The sequence below is a fragment of the Domibacillus sp. DTU_2020_1001157_1_SI_ALB_TIR_016 genome, assembly GCF_032341995.1.
In the GTDB taxonomy this organism is placed as follows: Bacteria; Bacillota; Bacilli; order Bacillales; family Domibacillaceae; genus Domibacillus; species Domibacillus indicus_A.
On record NZ_CP135439.1, the window covers coordinates 1,699,590 to 1,713,363 of the forward strand.

The following is a 13,774-nucleotide window of genomic DNA, read 5'->3' on the forward strand; positions in this document are numbered from 1 at the left end:
GAAGAGAAGGAGGAAAGAAAGATGAAAAAAGAGCTGGATCGGAGAGGGAAATGGCGCTTGTTCGCCATTCTTTTTTTGTCTTTATATGTAGTGATCATGCTGTATAACGTATACCGGCCGCTGCCGGAACATATTTCGTATGCGGGCAAAGAATGGTCCGTTCCAAGTGAAGATGTTGATTTTTTCTACAACCTGTCGGGTGAAAAAAACGGGAAAAAATTTTATAAGGAAGAAATTTTCACAAGGACCCTCGACATTATAGACGAAGCAGAACAATTTATCGTTTTGGACTTCTTTTTATTTAATTCGTACCATGAAAAAGAAAAAGAATATCCAGCTATAACAAAGAAAATAACGGATGCACTGCTGGCAAAAAGAGCGGAAAATCCGGACATGCCGATTATTTTTATTACAGACCAAGTAAATTCATCTTACGGTTCTCATACCGTACCCGAGTTTGAAGCGATGAAAAAAGCAGGGATTGAGGTCGTCGAAACAAACTTGGATGCGTTCCGGGACCCGAATCCGATTTACAGCGGCTTTTACCGCATGCTGTTTACGTGGTGGGGTGAGAGCAAGGAAGGATGGCTGCCGAATGGATTAACCGATATGGCGCCGGATATGACTGTACGTTCTTATTTAAAACTCATGAACGTAAAAGCGAATCATCGAAAAACCATTACAACCGAAAAAACGACCTTGATCAGTTCAGCAAATCCGCATGATGCAAGCTATTATTTCGCGAACACAGCGTTTGAAGTAAAAAAAGCGCTCGTTGGAGATATGCTGCAAAGCGAAAAAGCCGTTGCCGATACAAGCCGGAGCATCTCTTTTCCAAAATGGACGAATGCGGCCGAAAAAGGTGGAGAAGTTCGTGTCCAGCTTTTAACAGAAGGCAAAATACAAGAAGCAATTGAACAAGAATTAGATCGGGCCGAAAAAGGCGACGAAATTTGGCTGGCTATGTTTTACTTAGCCGACCGGAATATGATTGAAGGACTGACAGACGCGGCAGAGCGGGGAGCAGATATCCGCTTAATTTTAGATGCAAATAAAAATTCGTTTGGACGCAAAAAAACAGGTCTGCCCAATATTCCGATGGCAGCTGAACTGCGTGAAGACACACATAACAGGGTAAAAGTGCGCTGGTTCGCCCAGTCACCGGAACAATTTCATTCAAAAATGATCTATATAAAGCATGAAAATGAATCGGTTGTCATCAGCGGGTCCGCCAATCATACGTCCCGCAACTTAAACAACTACAACCCGGAAACAGACGTGAAAATAAGAGCTGCTCACAATCAGCCTATTATAGAAGAAGTAGATGCGTATATGCATATGCTCTGGAAAAACGAAGGCGCCATTTACACAGATCCATACGAAAAACATAACGAAAAAATATCTATTATGAAACGAAGCATTTATTCATTTCAAAAACTGCTTCATTTTACAACCTTTTAAGAAGAAAATAAATTTTTTAATCAATACACTATGTGCAAAATTCAAATTTGACATTTTTAAAAGAAAGAATTAAAATAAAAGAAAAAAGGTCGTGACAAAATGCCAAGAGGTGAAGGAAAGTTTTTAATCAAGCAGCGTGCATTCTTAAAACTGTATATGATTCGTTTTGTGGAAGAACATAAAATGTACGGTATGCAGGCAATGGATGAACTGAAAGCATCGTTTAAAGCATTTGGATACGAGCCAAACCATTCGGAAATTTACCGCTCTCTTCATGAACTGATTGATGATGGCATCTTAAAGCGCCACAAAAAAGTGCAGGAAGGGGCAAAATATAAAGAAATCGTCATCTATCAATTTGCCGACTATGAAAAAGCAAAGTTATATAAGAAACAAGTGAAAACCGACCTCGACCGCAGCATGTCTCTGTTACGGAAAGCGCTGGAGGATGTTTATTAAGCTGAATAACGATCTGTTAAAAAAAACCGCTTCTTTATTATAAGAGAAGCGGTTTTTTTTGTCGTATTTTAGCAGGAAAAGTGATCTGTTTTGGATTTTATGAACACAATTCACTTTAAAAATAAAATGTTTTTATTTTTCTTTTTATATACGTTTCTAGTTAAATTATTTAAATTATTCATTAATAAAGCGTTTTCAAAAAAGTGAATGAAAAAAATGAAAAAAATGAGAAAATGAAAAAAAGGAGTTGGTTTTATGACAATGCTCGCCATTCTCGGATTTTCTATGGTAGCTGTTTTTATGTACCTGATAATGAGCGGAAGATTATCCGCGTTGATCGCACTTATGATTGTCCCGGCTGCATTTGCTCTTTTTGCCGGATTTGGATCTAAGATTGGAGAAATGGCTTTAACGGGTATTACTGATCTTGCACCAACCGGTGTTATGCTGATGTTTGCGATTCTTTACTTTGGCATTATGATCGATGCCGGCTTGTTTGATCCTGTAGTAGGAAAAATTTTAAAAGCGGTTAAAGGAGATCCAATGAAAATTGTGGTCGGTACCGCTGTACTGGCTATGATTGTTTCACTAGACGGAGACGGAACAACAACCTACATGATTACAATCTCCGCTATGCTTCCGCTTTACCAGCGTTTAAAAATGAATCCGCTTATTCTTCCGGCTGTAGCGCTTATGGCTGTAGGGGTAACCAACCTTACGCCTTGGGGCGGGCCGACTGCCCGTGCAGCAAGTGCCCTGAGCCTTGATATGCAGGAGCTGTTTAATCCTCTTATTCCAGTTATGGCTGCCGGCGCCCTTTGGGTGATTGCCGCTGCTTACTGGATGGGGAAAAAAGAACGGAACCGCCTTGGTGTCCTTTCATTGGAAGAGCTCAATCAGCCGGTTGAAGGAAAAAGCTATTTAACGTTTTTCGGAACAGCCGCTGTTTCAGAAGAAGATGCAAAATGGAAGCGTCCAAAGCTTCTTTGGTTTAACTTTGCGCTGACTATTGCACTTATGGTTATGCTCATTCTAGGCGTTATGCCGCTGCCAATCTTGTTTATGCTTGCTTTTGCTGTTGCCATTACGATCAACTACCCAAATGTAGCCAATCAAAAAGAGCGTATTGCAGCACATGCAGGCAATGTGCTGGCCGTTGTATCACTCGTGTTTGCAGCCGGTATTTTCACAGGTATTTTATCTGGAACAGAAATGGTTGATGCGATGGCGAAAAGCCTGATTGCCATTATTCCAGATTCGATGGGGCCGCATCTTCCTGTTATCACAGCGCTTGCGAGCATGCCATTTACATTCTTCATGTCTAATGATGCTTTCTACTTCGGTGTTCTGCCTATTATCGCAGAGGCTGCTTCCAATTACGGTGTAAGTGCTGTTGAAATTGGACGTGCTTCACTTTTAGGCCAGCCGGTTCACTTGCTCAGCCCGCTTGTAGCTTCCACGTATCTGCTTGTCGGGATGGCAAAAGTAGACTTTGGCCAATACCAGCGCTTTACGATTCTATGGACAGTCGGAACAGCCGTTGTCATGACGGTAGCTGCTATTTTGCTTGGTGTTATTTCTCTATAATAAAAAATCCCGGATCAAACCGAATCCGGGATTTTTTCTTTTATTCTGACCTGTTTTTTCGTACAATTTGGTAAAAAGAAGATAGGAGTTCACATGAAAAGAAAAACCGTGCCGCTTCGAACGAAAATTTTTACACTCGTTTTTTGTCTGCTTTTCTTCATCGTAGCCGGCATGTCTGCGGTCTTTTACTGGATTCAGGCAAAAGAAACCGCCGATCAGGTACACCAGCTCTCTTTGCAGACTGCTCAAACGATTTCTTTTATGCCGGAAACGAGTGCTTTCTTAACCGACGAACGCAAATCAGATACGCTGCTTCCCGTCTTAGAGCATATTCAGGAAAGAACCGCTGCGCAGTCTATATCGATTGCAGGCCGAAACGGAACCGCCTTATCTACGTTTCAAAAAGCACAGCCGCTTCATGAATCAGACAGCCGCTCTCTTATTTATGGAGGTTCTTACACAGTAGAGGAAAAGGGAACAGACGGCGAAGCGATTATCGGCAAAGCACCGATTGTTCAAGCAGCAGATGGCCATTCAGAAGTGATTGGCACCGTCTCTGTTGAATTTTCTAAAAAATCGATTGCAGCGCAAATTGCTTCCCAGACGGGAAATATCCTGCTTGCCGCCGCGTTAGCGCTTTTAGTCGGGATTGCTGGCGGTTTATGGCTCACTAGAAGCATTTTATCTGATACACTTGGATTTGAGCCTGTAAAAATTGCATCCTTGTATAAAAAAACGATTGATGAAATACGGCTGTATTCCGACGAGCTCCGGGCTCAGACGCATGAATTTATGAACAAGCTGTATGTTTTATCCGGTCTTTTGCAGCTTGGCCGCCATGAGGCTGCTCTTGATTTTATTCAAAGGGAAGCAGATAGTGTTTCCCTGCAGCAGCATATCGTTTTTAAACAAATTAAAGACGACTTGATTCAAGCTGTGCTGCTCGGCAAAACTGCTAAGGCGTCAGAAAAAAAGATTTCCTTTACGATCGAACAGGAAAGCGTGCTGTCCGGTATTCCTTCCCATATGGACGGTCATGCGCTTTTAACCATTATCAGCAATTTAATTGATAATGCATTTGAAGCCGTCAGGCAAAAAGAAAGCCCCCGTGTTTCTTTTTTGATCACAGATGCGAGTCCAACTTTAATTATCGAAGTGACCGACAATGGGCATGGGATTGACGAACAAATGGTTTCTTCCCTGTTTGAAAAAGGAGCATCGACAAAAGGAGAAAACCGGGGGTTTGGCCTCCATAATGTAAAAGAAGCAGTTGATGCTTATGGAGGCTTTATTGAGGTGCTGCCAAATGACCCTTCTGGCACTATTTTTACGATTTACATACCGAAGAACGCAGTTAAAGGAGATGGACATTTATGATACAAGTTGCGATCGCGGAAGACGATTTTCGCATTGCCAGCATACAAGAAGAGTTTCTTAAACAATTAACCGGGTTTACGCTTGCAGGAAAGGCATTGAATGCAGAAGATACGCTTGCCCTGCTCCAAAAAAAGAGAGTGGATGTTTTGCTGCTTGATATTTATATGCCGGATATGCTTGGTACGGAGCTGCTGCCGATTATAAAGGACCGTTTCCCGAAAACCGACATTATTATGGTTACCGCAGCTTCCGAAAAAGAAATGCTTGAAGAAGCACTTCGTTACGGTGTTTTTCATTATTTAATCAAGCCGGTTTCGCTCGAGAAGTTCACATCGGTGTTAAACGAATATAAAAAGAAAAAACAGCTGCTTAAGGACACAAGCCAGGTTACCCAGGATATAGTTGATGCTTATTTTGCCGGGAACGCCCAAGCATCGCCTCAAGCGGCCCAGCTGCCAACCGGTATCGACAGCGTGACGCTAAACCGGGTGTCGGAAGTATTAGAAAACCTGCGGGACGGCGTATCGATTGAAGAAATGGGCACCCGGATTGGCGCTTCCCGGACGACAGCACGCCGCTATCTTGAATACCTTGTTACAGTGGGGAAATGCCGGGTTGAACACGAATACGGCATCGTCGGGCGACCGGAACGCCGCTATTTCAAGGTTAGGTCATGAAGCAGCTTCTTTTGCTTGTCTTGATTTTTTTTACGGCCGGCTGTGAGGCGTCTTCTCCACCGCTTGAGGAAAAGGACCTGACCTTTATTGTCCCCGGCTCTCCAAACGGCGGCTGGGATGCACTCGCCAAATCGATTAAAACGGTTATTGAAAGGGAGCAGCTTATCAAAAAGCCCATACATATTGTGTACGAAGAAGGCGATGGCGGAAATGACGGCTGGGCCCGTTTAAACGAAGAAGACTCCAGTACAATCGCCATTAACTCAAGCCTGCTGCTCACAAACAAGCTGCTCGGGCACAGCAATCTTCAATACAAAGATTTTACCCCGCTTGCCACGATGGCCAGCGAGTGGCAGGCAGTGATTGTTTCTAACAATTCTTCTATCCAGTCGATTAATGACTTAATGGACAAGCTTAAAAGGGAGCCCGGCCGCTATCCTATCGGTATTGAGCCGCAATTTGGCAACGATGATCAAATTGCTTTCGCTCAGGCAGCACGTACAAAAGGCATATCGGCGGCTTCCCTTCGTTTTTTTCGCTATCCTGATGGAAAAGCGCTCCTTGAAGCGCTTCAAAATGGAAAAATTGCTGCCGCTTCCCTGTCTTCCTCTCAGTCAGAGGATTTTGCGGCAAATGGAAACGTCCGCATTATCGCCATTTCCTCGCCGAAGCGGCTTGGTCATCTCCCTGATGTGCCAACATGGAAGGAACAAGGCATTAATATCGTGTTTCCGCACTGGCGCGGCGTGATGGGGCCTGGCGATTTAACAGAAGCGGAGCAGAAGTGGTGGAGCGAGCTTTTAAACGCGGTTCAATCTTCTCCTTATTGGAAAGAAGAGCTGAAGAAAAACCATTGGACTCATTTTTATCGGAACAGCGAGGATACGGAAGCGCTGCTCCGGTCTGATACAAAAAAATACCGCTATATAATGAACCAAAAATAAAAGCTGTCTCTAATGATTAGAGACAGCTTTTACGCTGTTTGCGGCAAAAGGCCAAGAACCGCGAAAAAGTGAAATACGGTGCCTGCCAGTACAAACAAGTGCCAGATCATGTGATGGTACGGAAAACCGCGCCAGACATAAAAAACGGCGCCTGCTGTGTATAAAAGCCCCCCGGTAACCAGAAAAGAAATCGTCATGGGTGACAGAGCGGCTGTAAGCGGCCCCCAGGCAAAAACGATCAGCCAGCCCATCATCACGTACAAAAGGGTAGACAGCCCGACAAAACGCTTTACAAAAAAACATTTAAACACTGTACCTGCTATGGCCATTCCCCATATTAAACCAAACAATGTCCATCCGAGCGTTCCCTGGACGGCCACAAATAGAAATGGCGTATACGTACCTGCTATAAACAAATAAATAGACGCATGATCAAAAATTTCAAACAAGTCTTTTACTTTTCCTTGAGGAAAACTATGAACAAGCGTAGAAGACACATATAAAAGCAGCATCGTAATGCCAAAAACCATAAATCCTGCTAAATGCCAGCCGGTTCCGTAAATGGCCGAGAAAACAATCAATAAAACAAGAGCGGCTAAGCTGAGCAGGGCGCCAATTCCGTGGGTAATGGAGTTGGCAATTTCCTCACCCCTGGAAAATACATGTGTAGTCGAAGATTCTTTCATATGCGGCAGCTCCTTCCATTGGGTAAATGTCACAGTCGTATTGTAGCATATTCATTTCGAATTATTCTCGTTCCGCCTTTCAAAAAGGTTAGGACATACTGGAAAAACGGGTATACTGATAAAGACAATGGATGAAAGGAGTTTTTTTGAAATGGAACCAATTAAACATGAAAACGGCATTTTTTATATGGAGAAAGACGGCCGGCGTGTTGCGGAAATTACCTACGTCCCGGCTGGGGAAGGAAAAATTAATGCCAACCATACGTATGTCGCACACGAACTGCGCGGCGGCGGTGTAGCCGAACAGCTGCTCGATACGCTTGCCGATTATGCAAGAGAAGAAAACCTGAAAATTATTCCTTCCTGCTCCTATGTCGTCGCAAAGTTTGCAAGAGGCGGCAAATATGACGACGTGAATGCCCTGTCTACATGAAATATGTGGTGATTGGAGGAGATGCGGCCGGCATGAGTGCTGCCATGCAAATCGTGCGTAATGACAGCGAAGCAGAGATTACTGTGCTTGAAAAGGGATCTATTTATTCCTATGGTCAGTGCGGGCTTCCTTATGTGGTCGGCGGTCTTATTCCTTCAACGGATAAAGTGATTGCCCGAAGCATTGAAACATTTCGCACGAAGTATGGGATCGATGCCCGCATTTTGCATGAAGCTACAGCGGTAGATTCGGTAAAACGGACTGTATCCGGCGTGAATCACGAAACGAAAGAAACGTTTACAGTTTCCTATGACCGGCTGTTAATTGCAACCGGGGCCAGCCCGGTTCTGCCGTCCTGGAAAGGAGCAGGCGTAGAAAGGGTGCACGTTGTCAAAACCATTCCGGATACCGAGCGTTTAATGCGCCATCTCAGCCCAAAAGAGGTAAACGAAGTTGTCATTATCGGAGCAGGATATATCGGCCTTGAAATGGCTGAAAACATTCACCGGCTCGGAAAACGGATCCGGATTGTTCAAAGAAGCAGCCAAATTGCCGGCATGCTTGATTCGGATATGACCGAGGCGCTTCATCAGGAAGCCGAGCAGCACGGTGTGATTCTATCGTTGAATGAACACGTTGAGGCCATTGAAGCAGGACAGGTTGTGACGAGCAGTGCTGCTTATCCAGCTAATCTCGTTATTGCTGCTGTCGGTATTCGTCCTAATACCGCTTTTTTAAAGAAAACAGGCATCCATATGTTTGAAAACGGAGCGCTTATCGTCAATGACCGAATGGAAACCTCGGTACCCGGTATATACGCAGCCGGTGACTGTGCCACACATTTTCATCTCGTAAAAGGAAAACCCGATTATATTCCGCTCGGCACAACCGCTAACAAGCAGGGAAGAATTGCCGGACTGAACATGGCCGGCCGGACAAAATCCTTTAAAGGCGTTACCGGCACGTCCGTTTTTAAATTTTTTAACCTGGTAGCTGCATCAACCGGCTTAACGGAGAGGGAAGCGAAGCGGGAAGGGATTTCCTACCAGGTCTCTGCGGTTGATACAAAAAACAGAGCCGGCTATTATCCGGATGCTTCTCCTCTTCGTATGAAAATTTTATATGATCCGGAGTCCAGGCTGCTGCTTGGCGGCCAGGCTGTGGGCGAGCGTGGAGCGGAGAAGCATATAGATGTGCTGTCGGCTGCCCTGTTTAACAAGATGACTATCGAAGAACTGGAAGATTTGGATTTAAGCTATTCTCCGCCGGTTAATAGTGTATGGGATCCTATTCAGCAAGCGGCGCGCCGGGCCAGATAAAGCGGGAGGGAGCGCGTATGTATTCACATATTATTTTGGCAGCGGACGGTTCAGAGCATTCGTATCGTGCTGCCGAGCATGCTGCGGCGATAGCGGGTGCTTCTTCTTCATGTACGGTTACGATTGTGTTTGTTCCAAGGCCTGATAAATCAAAAGGAGCTTCTTTGCAGCAGGAACGCATGAATGCGGTTCAGTGGGAATGGCGGGACAAACTGGCTCGTCACGAAGCCCTTTTTACAGGAAAGGAAATTCCATATTCCGTCTTGGTACGGGAAGGAGATCCGGGTCCCGCTATTGTGAAGTACGCCAATGCCCAAAAGGCGGACCTGATTATTCTCGGCAGCAGGGGACTAAACCATCTTCAGCAGTTCGTTCTTGGCAGCGTAAGCCACAAAGTGATGAAACGGGTCAACTGTCCCGTGATGATCGTAAAATAAAAAATGGCACCTCCCTATGGAGGTGCCATTTTTTATTTAGGAAGCATACATCTCTCTTACGCGTTTTTGAAGCTCTGTATCTTCTAAAAACTCGTCATACGTCATCATCTTATCGATGATTCCCTTCGGTGTAAGATCGATAATACGGTTCGCTGTTGACTGAACAAACTGATGGTCATGAGACGCGAAGATCATGGCGCCTTTAAACGCAATCAAGCCGTTGTTAAGAGCCGTAATAGATTCCAAGTCCAAGTGGTTGGTCGGTTCATCCAATAAAAGAACGTTTGAACTGGACAGCATCATCTTAGACAGCATGCAGCGGACTTTTTCGCCCCCGGACAGCACGCTTGCTTTTTTCAATGCTTCTTCACCAGAGAAAAGCATCCGGCCAAGGAATCCACGCAGGAAGCTTTCGCTTTCATCCGCCGGCGAAAATTGGCGCAGCCATTCTACAAGCGTCATTTCTGACCCCTCAAAGTATTCGGAGTTGTCTTTCGGGAAATAAGCCTGTGATGTCGTTACGCCCCATTTGAATGAGCCTTCGTCCGGCTCCATTTCGCCTGCTAAAATTTTAAACAGCGCCGTTTTGGCTGCTTCATTTGTGCCGACAAGCGCAATTTTATCTTCTCTATTCATAATAAAGCTTACGTTATCAAGCACCTTCACGCCATCAATTGTTTTAGACAATCCATCTACACGCAGGACATCGTTCCCAATTTCACGCTCAGGCGTAAACTGTACATATGGGTAACGACGGGAAGAAGGCTTGATATCATCGAGCGTGATTTTATCCAAAGACTTTTTCCGTGAGGTCGCTTGTTTTGACTTTGAAGCATTGGCGCTGAAGCGAGCGATAAATGCTTGAAGTTCTTTGATTTTCTCTTCTTTTTTCTTGTTCGCATCTGACTGTAATTTTTGTGCAAGCTGGCTTGACTCATACCAGAAATCATAGTTACCGGCATAAATTTGAATTTTTCCAAAGTCAAGATCTGCCGTGTGCGTGCATACCTTGTTTAAGAAATGACGGTCATGGGATACGACAATAACGGTATTTTCAAAGTTAATTAGAAATTCTTCCAGCCAGCGGATCGCTTCAATGTCAAGGTGGTTGGTCGGCTCATCCAGCAAAAGAACGTCCGGCTTGCCGAATAAGGCCTGGGCAAGAAGCACTTTTACTTTGTCTGATCCATCAAGCTCTGACATCTTTTTGTCATGCAGTGCTTCTTGAACACCTAAACCAGAAAGGAGAATCGCGGCTTCGGATTCTGCTTCCCAGCCGTTCATTTCAGCAAACTCACCTTCGAGTTCCGCTGCGCGCATGCCGTCTTCATCCGTAAAATCAGCTTTCATATAGATCGCATCTTTTTCTTTCATTACTTCATAAAGACGGGCATGGCCCATAATAACTGTTTCCATTACGCCGAACTCTTCATATTCGAAGTGGTTCTGCTTTAATACGGCAAGGCGCGCATCTTTTGGCATGGACACATGACCGGTCTGCGGCTCCAGGTCACCGGATAAAATTTTAACAAATGTAGACTTGCCGGCACCATTTGCGCCGATGAGTCCGTAGCAGTTCCCTGGTGTGAACTTTAAGTTAATATCTTCAAACAATTTTTTGTCGCCAAAGCGCAGGCTGACGTCTTGTACTGTAATCAAATGTTTTTTCCTCCCAATATGAATTCATCGCCTCTGATTATATCATTCTTGGGAGAAAAAAAGAATAAACAGTAAATTGAAAAAGCGGGCAAATCTTTTTTAATTCCGAGTAAGCAAATAGGATTGACTTTGCAATATTTTCTGATAAACTAAACTCATTCGTAAAGAACAGACAATAAAGAGGGGGACATCAATGATTACCTTTGAATCGTGGAATGATATGCAGGATCAGATCCCTGACTTTCCGGCTGATTCAGAAACAAAAGGAGCACTTGAAGTGCTTCGGTGGGCATATGATACGTATGGCGATAAGCTTGTTTATGCCTGCAGCTTCGGAATTGAAGGCATTGTTTTAATTGACTTGATTGCTCAAGTGAAGCCGGATGCAGAAATCGTTTTTCTTGATACACATTATCATTTTAAAGAAACATACGAGACCATCGATAAAGTAAAAGCTCGTTATCCTGACTTAAATATTCGTATGCAGCAGCCAGAGATGACGATTGAAGAACAAGCGGCCCAGTTTGGACCAGACTTGTTTGCTACAAACCCAAATAAATGCTGCGAAATCCGGAAGATCATTCCGCTTCAAAAAGCATTGGCTCCGTCAACAGCTTGGATTTCCGGGCTGCGCCGTGAGCAATCGGAATCAAGAGCAAACACAAATTACTTAAATCTTGATAACCGATTCCAAAAAATTAAAGTGTGCCCGCTGATTCACTGGACGTGGAAAGAAGTGTGGCGTTATGTAACAAAGCATGAGCTTGACTATAATGTACTGCATGACCAGGGTTACCCAAGCATTGGCTGCGAACCTTGCACAAAGCCTGCTTTTTCAATAGAGGACATTCGTTCCGGACGCTGGAGCGGATCCGGTAAAACAGAATGCGGTCTTCATACAACCAATCCGTAAGATCTTAAATTTTTTTAAAAGTAATACCAAGTGTTTATCTATGAATTTTAACCTATTCGGAGGGACCTATACATGACGAACATTGCTGCCCATGGAGGCCAACTTATCAACCAATACCAACCGGATTTTGACCTATCCGGCATTTCAAAAGAAGTCGAACTTGATGCGACGGCTTTAAGTGATCTTGAATTAATCGCCACGGGCGCATTCAGCCCGCTTACTGGCTTCCTTACACAAAAAGATTATGACAGCGTCGTAAAAGATATGCGCCTCGCAGACGGCACAGTTTGGAGCATTCCGATTACGCTCCCTGTACAGGATGCATCTGGATATGAAAAAGGGGACACAGTCCTATTGAAACAAAACGGCACAGTATATGGCGTGCTGAACATTGAAGACATTTATGAGCCTGATCAAAAGCTTGAAGCACAAAATGTATATAAAACAACAGAAGAAGCACATCCAGGCGTAAAAAAAGTATACAGCCGCGGTCCGGTTTACCTGGGCGGCCCGATTACACTTGTGAAACGCATTGAGCGCGAGCAATTCGCAGAGTTTTACTTTGATCCATCCGAAACACGCCGTATTTTCCGTGAAAATGGCTGGAACAAAATTGTCGGCTTCCAAACACGCAACCCGGTTCACCGTGCACATGAATACATTCAAAAATCAGCGCTTGAAATTGTAGACGCGCTTCTTTTAAATCCGCTTGTTGGCGAAACAAAATCCGATGATATTCCAGCTGATATCCGTATGGAAAGCTATCAGGTGCTTCTTCGCGATTATTACCCGGCAGACCGTGTGAAGCTTGCTGTATTCCCGGCAGCTATGCGCTATGCAGGACCGCGCGAAGCGATTTTCCATGCGCTTGTCCGCAAAAACTATGGCTGCACACACTTTATCGTTGGCCGTGACCATGCAGGTGTTGGTGATTACTACGGTACGTATGAAGCACAAGAAATATTCTTAAACTTCACTGCTGAAGAAATCGGCATTACGCTTCTGTTCTTTGAACACAGCTTTTTCTGCAAAAAGTGCGGCAACATGGCTTCTTCCAAAACATGCCCGCATACAAAAGAAGACCATGTGATTCTTTCTGGTACGAAAGTGCGTGAAATGCTTCGTGCAGGAGAAATTCCACCGGCAGAATTCAGCCGTAAAGAAGTGGTAGAGGTTCTAATCCGTGGAATGAAAGAAACATCAAACGCATAAGGGAGAGAAAAACATGACGAACAACAATATCGTCTGGCATGAACAGTCACTAACAAAAGAAGAACGGCGCAAGAAAAGCGGACACCACAGCGCGGTATTATGGTTTACCGGGCTGTCCGGTTCCGGCAAGTCAACGGTCGCAAATGCTGCGGCCCGCCGCTTGTTTGACCTTGGCGTCAGCACGTATGTATTAGACGGCGACAATGTGCGCCACGGCTTAAATAAAGATCTTGGTTTCTCAGATGAAGCACGTAAAGAAAATATCCGCCGTATTGGGGAAGTATCTAAACTGTTTGTAGATGCAGGCCAGCTTGTATTCACAGCTTTTATTTCTCCATTCCGTGAAGATCGTGATACCGTTCGCGCACTGCTTGAAAACGACGAGTTTATTGAAGTATTCGTTGAGTGCCCGATTGAAAAATGTGAACAGCGCGATCCAAAAGGCTTGTATAAAAAAGCAAGAGCAGGCGAGATTCCTGAGTTTACTGGCATTTCATCTCCGTATGAAGCACCGGAAAAACCGGAGCTTGTGTTAAATACGGATCAATATTCCGTTGAAGAGTGTGTAGATCAGCTTGTTGAGTACTTAAAGAAAAACAACTGGCTGTAA

Annotated in this window: 14 protein-coding genes; 12 read left to right on the forward strand and 2 right to left on the reverse strand. The window is 44.5% G+C overall.

Annotation, left to right across the window (positions count from 1 at the left end; all coding sequences use genetic code 11):
* Nucleotides 1-21: 21 nt before the first annotated feature.
* From RRU94_RS16535 to RRU94_RS16560, 6 genes are all read left to right on the forward strand, one after another.
* Nucleotides 22-1,461 (forward strand): phospholipase D family protein, encoded by a 1,440-nt coding sequence (locus RRU94_RS16535; protein WP_315691978.1) that lies wholly within the window; start codon nucleotides 22-24, stop codon nucleotides 1,459-1,461.
* Nucleotides 1,462-1,560: 99 nt separating this feature from the next.
* Nucleotides 1,561-1,920 carry a replication termination protein gene (locus RRU94_RS16540; RefSeq protein WP_315691979.1) on the forward strand — a complete coding sequence of 120 codons (360 nt, stop codon included), beginning with the start codon at nucleotides 1,561-1,563 and terminating at the stop codon, nucleotides 1,918-1,920.
* Nucleotides 1,921-2,181: 261 nt separating this feature from the next.
* Nucleotides 2,182-3,507, forward strand: a complete 1,326-nt coding sequence (locus RRU94_RS16545; RefSeq protein ID WP_315696006.1) for a CitMHS family transporter — start codon at nucleotides 2,182-2,184, stop codon at nucleotides 3,505-3,507.
* A 93-nt stretch (nucleotides 3,508-3,600) separates the two neighbouring features.
* The gene (locus RRU94_RS16550) at nucleotides 3,601-4,884 is read left to right on the forward strand and encodes an ATP-binding protein (protein ID WP_315691980.1); all 1,284 of its coding nucleotides are present in this window, start codon (nucleotides 3,601-3,603) and stop codon (nucleotides 4,882-4,884) included.
* On the forward strand, nucleotides 4,881-5,561 hold the full coding sequence (locus RRU94_RS16555; protein WP_315691981.1) for a response regulator: 681 nt from the start codon (nucleotides 4,881-4,883) through the stop codon (nucleotides 5,559-5,561). The genes RRU94_RS16550 and RRU94_RS16555 overlap by 4 nt, the downstream gene beginning before the upstream one ends.
* Nucleotides 5,558-6,505 (forward strand): tripartite tricarboxylate transporter substrate binding protein, encoded by a 948-nt coding sequence (locus RRU94_RS16560; protein WP_315691982.1) that lies wholly within the window; start codon nucleotides 5,558-5,560, stop codon nucleotides 6,503-6,505. Before RRU94_RS16555 ends, RRU94_RS16560 begins: the two co-directional genes overlap by 4 nt.
* Before the next feature lie 29 nt (nucleotides 6,506-6,534).
* On the opposite strand, the gene trhA is transcribed toward RRU94_RS16560, so the two are convergent.
* Nucleotides 6,535-7,191: a PAQR family membrane homeostasis protein TrhA gene (trhA, locus tag RRU94_RS16565; RefSeq protein ID WP_315691983.1), complete on the reverse strand. Its 657-nt coding sequence runs from the start codon at nucleotides 7,189-7,191 to the stop codon at nucleotides 6,535-6,537.
* Nucleotides 7,192-7,342: 151 nt separating this feature from the next.
* Between trhA and RRU94_RS16570 the strand changes: the two genes are divergently transcribed.
* Genes RRU94_RS16570 through RRU94_RS16580 form a run of 3 tightly spaced genes read left to right on the forward strand, consistent with a single transcriptional unit; the run spans nucleotide 7,343 to nucleotide 9,380 of the window.
* Nucleotides 7,343-7,624: a GNAT family N-acetyltransferase gene (locus RRU94_RS16570; protein ID WP_315691984.1), complete on the forward strand. Its 282-nt coding sequence runs from the start codon at nucleotides 7,343-7,345 to the stop codon at nucleotides 7,622-7,624.
* Nucleotides 7,621-8,943, forward strand: coding sequence for an FAD-dependent oxidoreductase (locus RRU94_RS16575; RefSeq protein WP_315691985.1), 1,323 nt, complete (start codon nucleotides 7,621-7,623; stop codon nucleotides 8,941-8,943). Before RRU94_RS16570 ends, RRU94_RS16575 begins: the two co-directional genes overlap by 4 nt.
* Before the next feature lie 17 nt (nucleotides 8,944-8,960).
* Nucleotides 8,961-9,380, forward strand: coding sequence for a universal stress protein (locus tag RRU94_RS16580; RefSeq protein WP_315691986.1), 420 nt, complete (start codon nucleotides 8,961-8,963; stop codon nucleotides 9,378-9,380).
* A gap of 36 nt (nucleotides 9,381-9,416) precedes the next feature.
* Here the strand turns inward: RRU94_RS16580 and RRU94_RS16585 are convergent, their stop codons facing one another.
* Nucleotides 9,417-11,039 carry an ABC-F family ATP-binding cassette domain-containing protein gene (locus RRU94_RS16585; protein ID WP_315691987.1) on the reverse strand — a complete coding sequence of 541 codons (1,623 nt, stop codon included), beginning with the start codon at nucleotides 11,037-11,039 and terminating at the stop codon, nucleotides 9,417-9,419.
* A 193-nt stretch (nucleotides 11,040-11,232) separates the two neighbouring features.
* Here RRU94_RS16585 and RRU94_RS16590 point away from each other — a divergent pair, with 193 nt between their 5' ends.
* The 3 genes from RRU94_RS16590 (at nucleotide 11,233) to cysC (ending at nucleotide 13,774) form a co-directional block, all read left to right on the forward strand.
* Nucleotides 11,233-11,952: a phosphoadenylyl-sulfate reductase gene (locus tag RRU94_RS16590; protein ID WP_315691988.1), complete on the forward strand. Its 720-nt coding sequence runs from the start codon at nucleotides 11,233-11,235 to the stop codon at nucleotides 11,950-11,952.
* Between the two features lie 72 nt (nucleotides 11,953-12,024).
* Nucleotides 12,025-13,164, forward strand: coding sequence for a sulfate adenylyltransferase (sat, locus tag RRU94_RS16595; protein WP_315691989.1), 1,140 nt, complete (start codon nucleotides 12,025-12,027; stop codon nucleotides 13,162-13,164).
* A gap of 13 nt (nucleotides 13,165-13,177) precedes the next feature.
* On the forward strand, nucleotides 13,178-13,774 hold the full coding sequence (gene cysC, locus RRU94_RS16600) for an adenylyl-sulfate kinase (protein ID WP_315691990.1): 597 nt from the start codon (nucleotides 13,178-13,180) through the stop codon (nucleotides 13,772-13,774).

Excerpts from the sequence above, each read along its gene's own strand:
- trhA (WP_315691983.1), bottom strand. The coding sequence starts at position 7,191 with ATGAAAGAATCTTCGACTACACATGTATTTTCCAGGGGTGAGGAAATT.
- RRU94_RS16535 (WP_315691978.1), top strand. The coding sequence starts at position 22 with ATGAAAAAAGAGCTGGATCGGAGAGGGAAATGGCGCTTGTTCGCCATT.
- RRU94_RS16550 (WP_315691980.1), top strand. The coding sequence starts at position 3,601 with ATGAAAAGAAAAACCGTGCCGCTTCGAACGAAAATTTTTACACTCGTT.
- RRU94_RS16555 (WP_315691981.1), top strand. The coding sequence starts at position 4,881 with ATGATACAAGTTGCGATCGCGGAAGACGATTTTCGCATTGCCAGCATA.
- RRU94_RS16540 (WP_315691979.1), top strand. The coding sequence starts at position 1,561 with ATGCCAAGAGGTGAAGGAAAGTTTTTAATCAAGCAGCGTGCATTCTTA.
- RRU94_RS16545 (WP_315696006.1), top strand. The coding sequence starts at position 2,182 with ATGCTCGCCATTCTCGGATTTTCTATGGTAGCTGTTTTTATGTACCTG.
- RRU94_RS16590 (WP_315691988.1), top strand. The coding sequence starts at position 11,233 with ATGATTACCTTTGAATCGTGGAATGATATGCAGGATCAGATCCCTGAC.
- RRU94_RS16570 (WP_315691984.1), top strand. The coding sequence starts at position 7,343 with ATGGAACCAATTAAACATGAAAACGGCATTTTTTATATGGAGAAAGAC.
- RRU94_RS16580 (WP_315691986.1), top strand. The coding sequence starts at position 8,961 with ATGTATTCACATATTATTTTGGCAGCGGACGGTTCAGAGCATTCGTAT.
- sat (WP_315691989.1), top strand. The coding sequence starts at position 12,025 with ATGACGAACATTGCTGCCCATGGAGGCCAACTTATCAACCAATACCAA.
- RRU94_RS16575 (WP_315691985.1), top strand. The coding sequence starts at position 7,621 with ATGAAATATGTGGTGATTGGAGGAGATGCGGCCGGCATGAGTGCTGCC.
- RRU94_RS16560 (WP_315691982.1), top strand. The coding sequence starts at position 5,558 with ATGAAGCAGCTTCTTTTGCTTGTCTTGATTTTTTTTACGGCCGGCTGT.
- cysC (WP_315691990.1), top strand. The coding sequence starts at position 13,178 with ATGACGAACAACAATATCGTCTGGCATGAACAGTCACTAACAAAAGAA.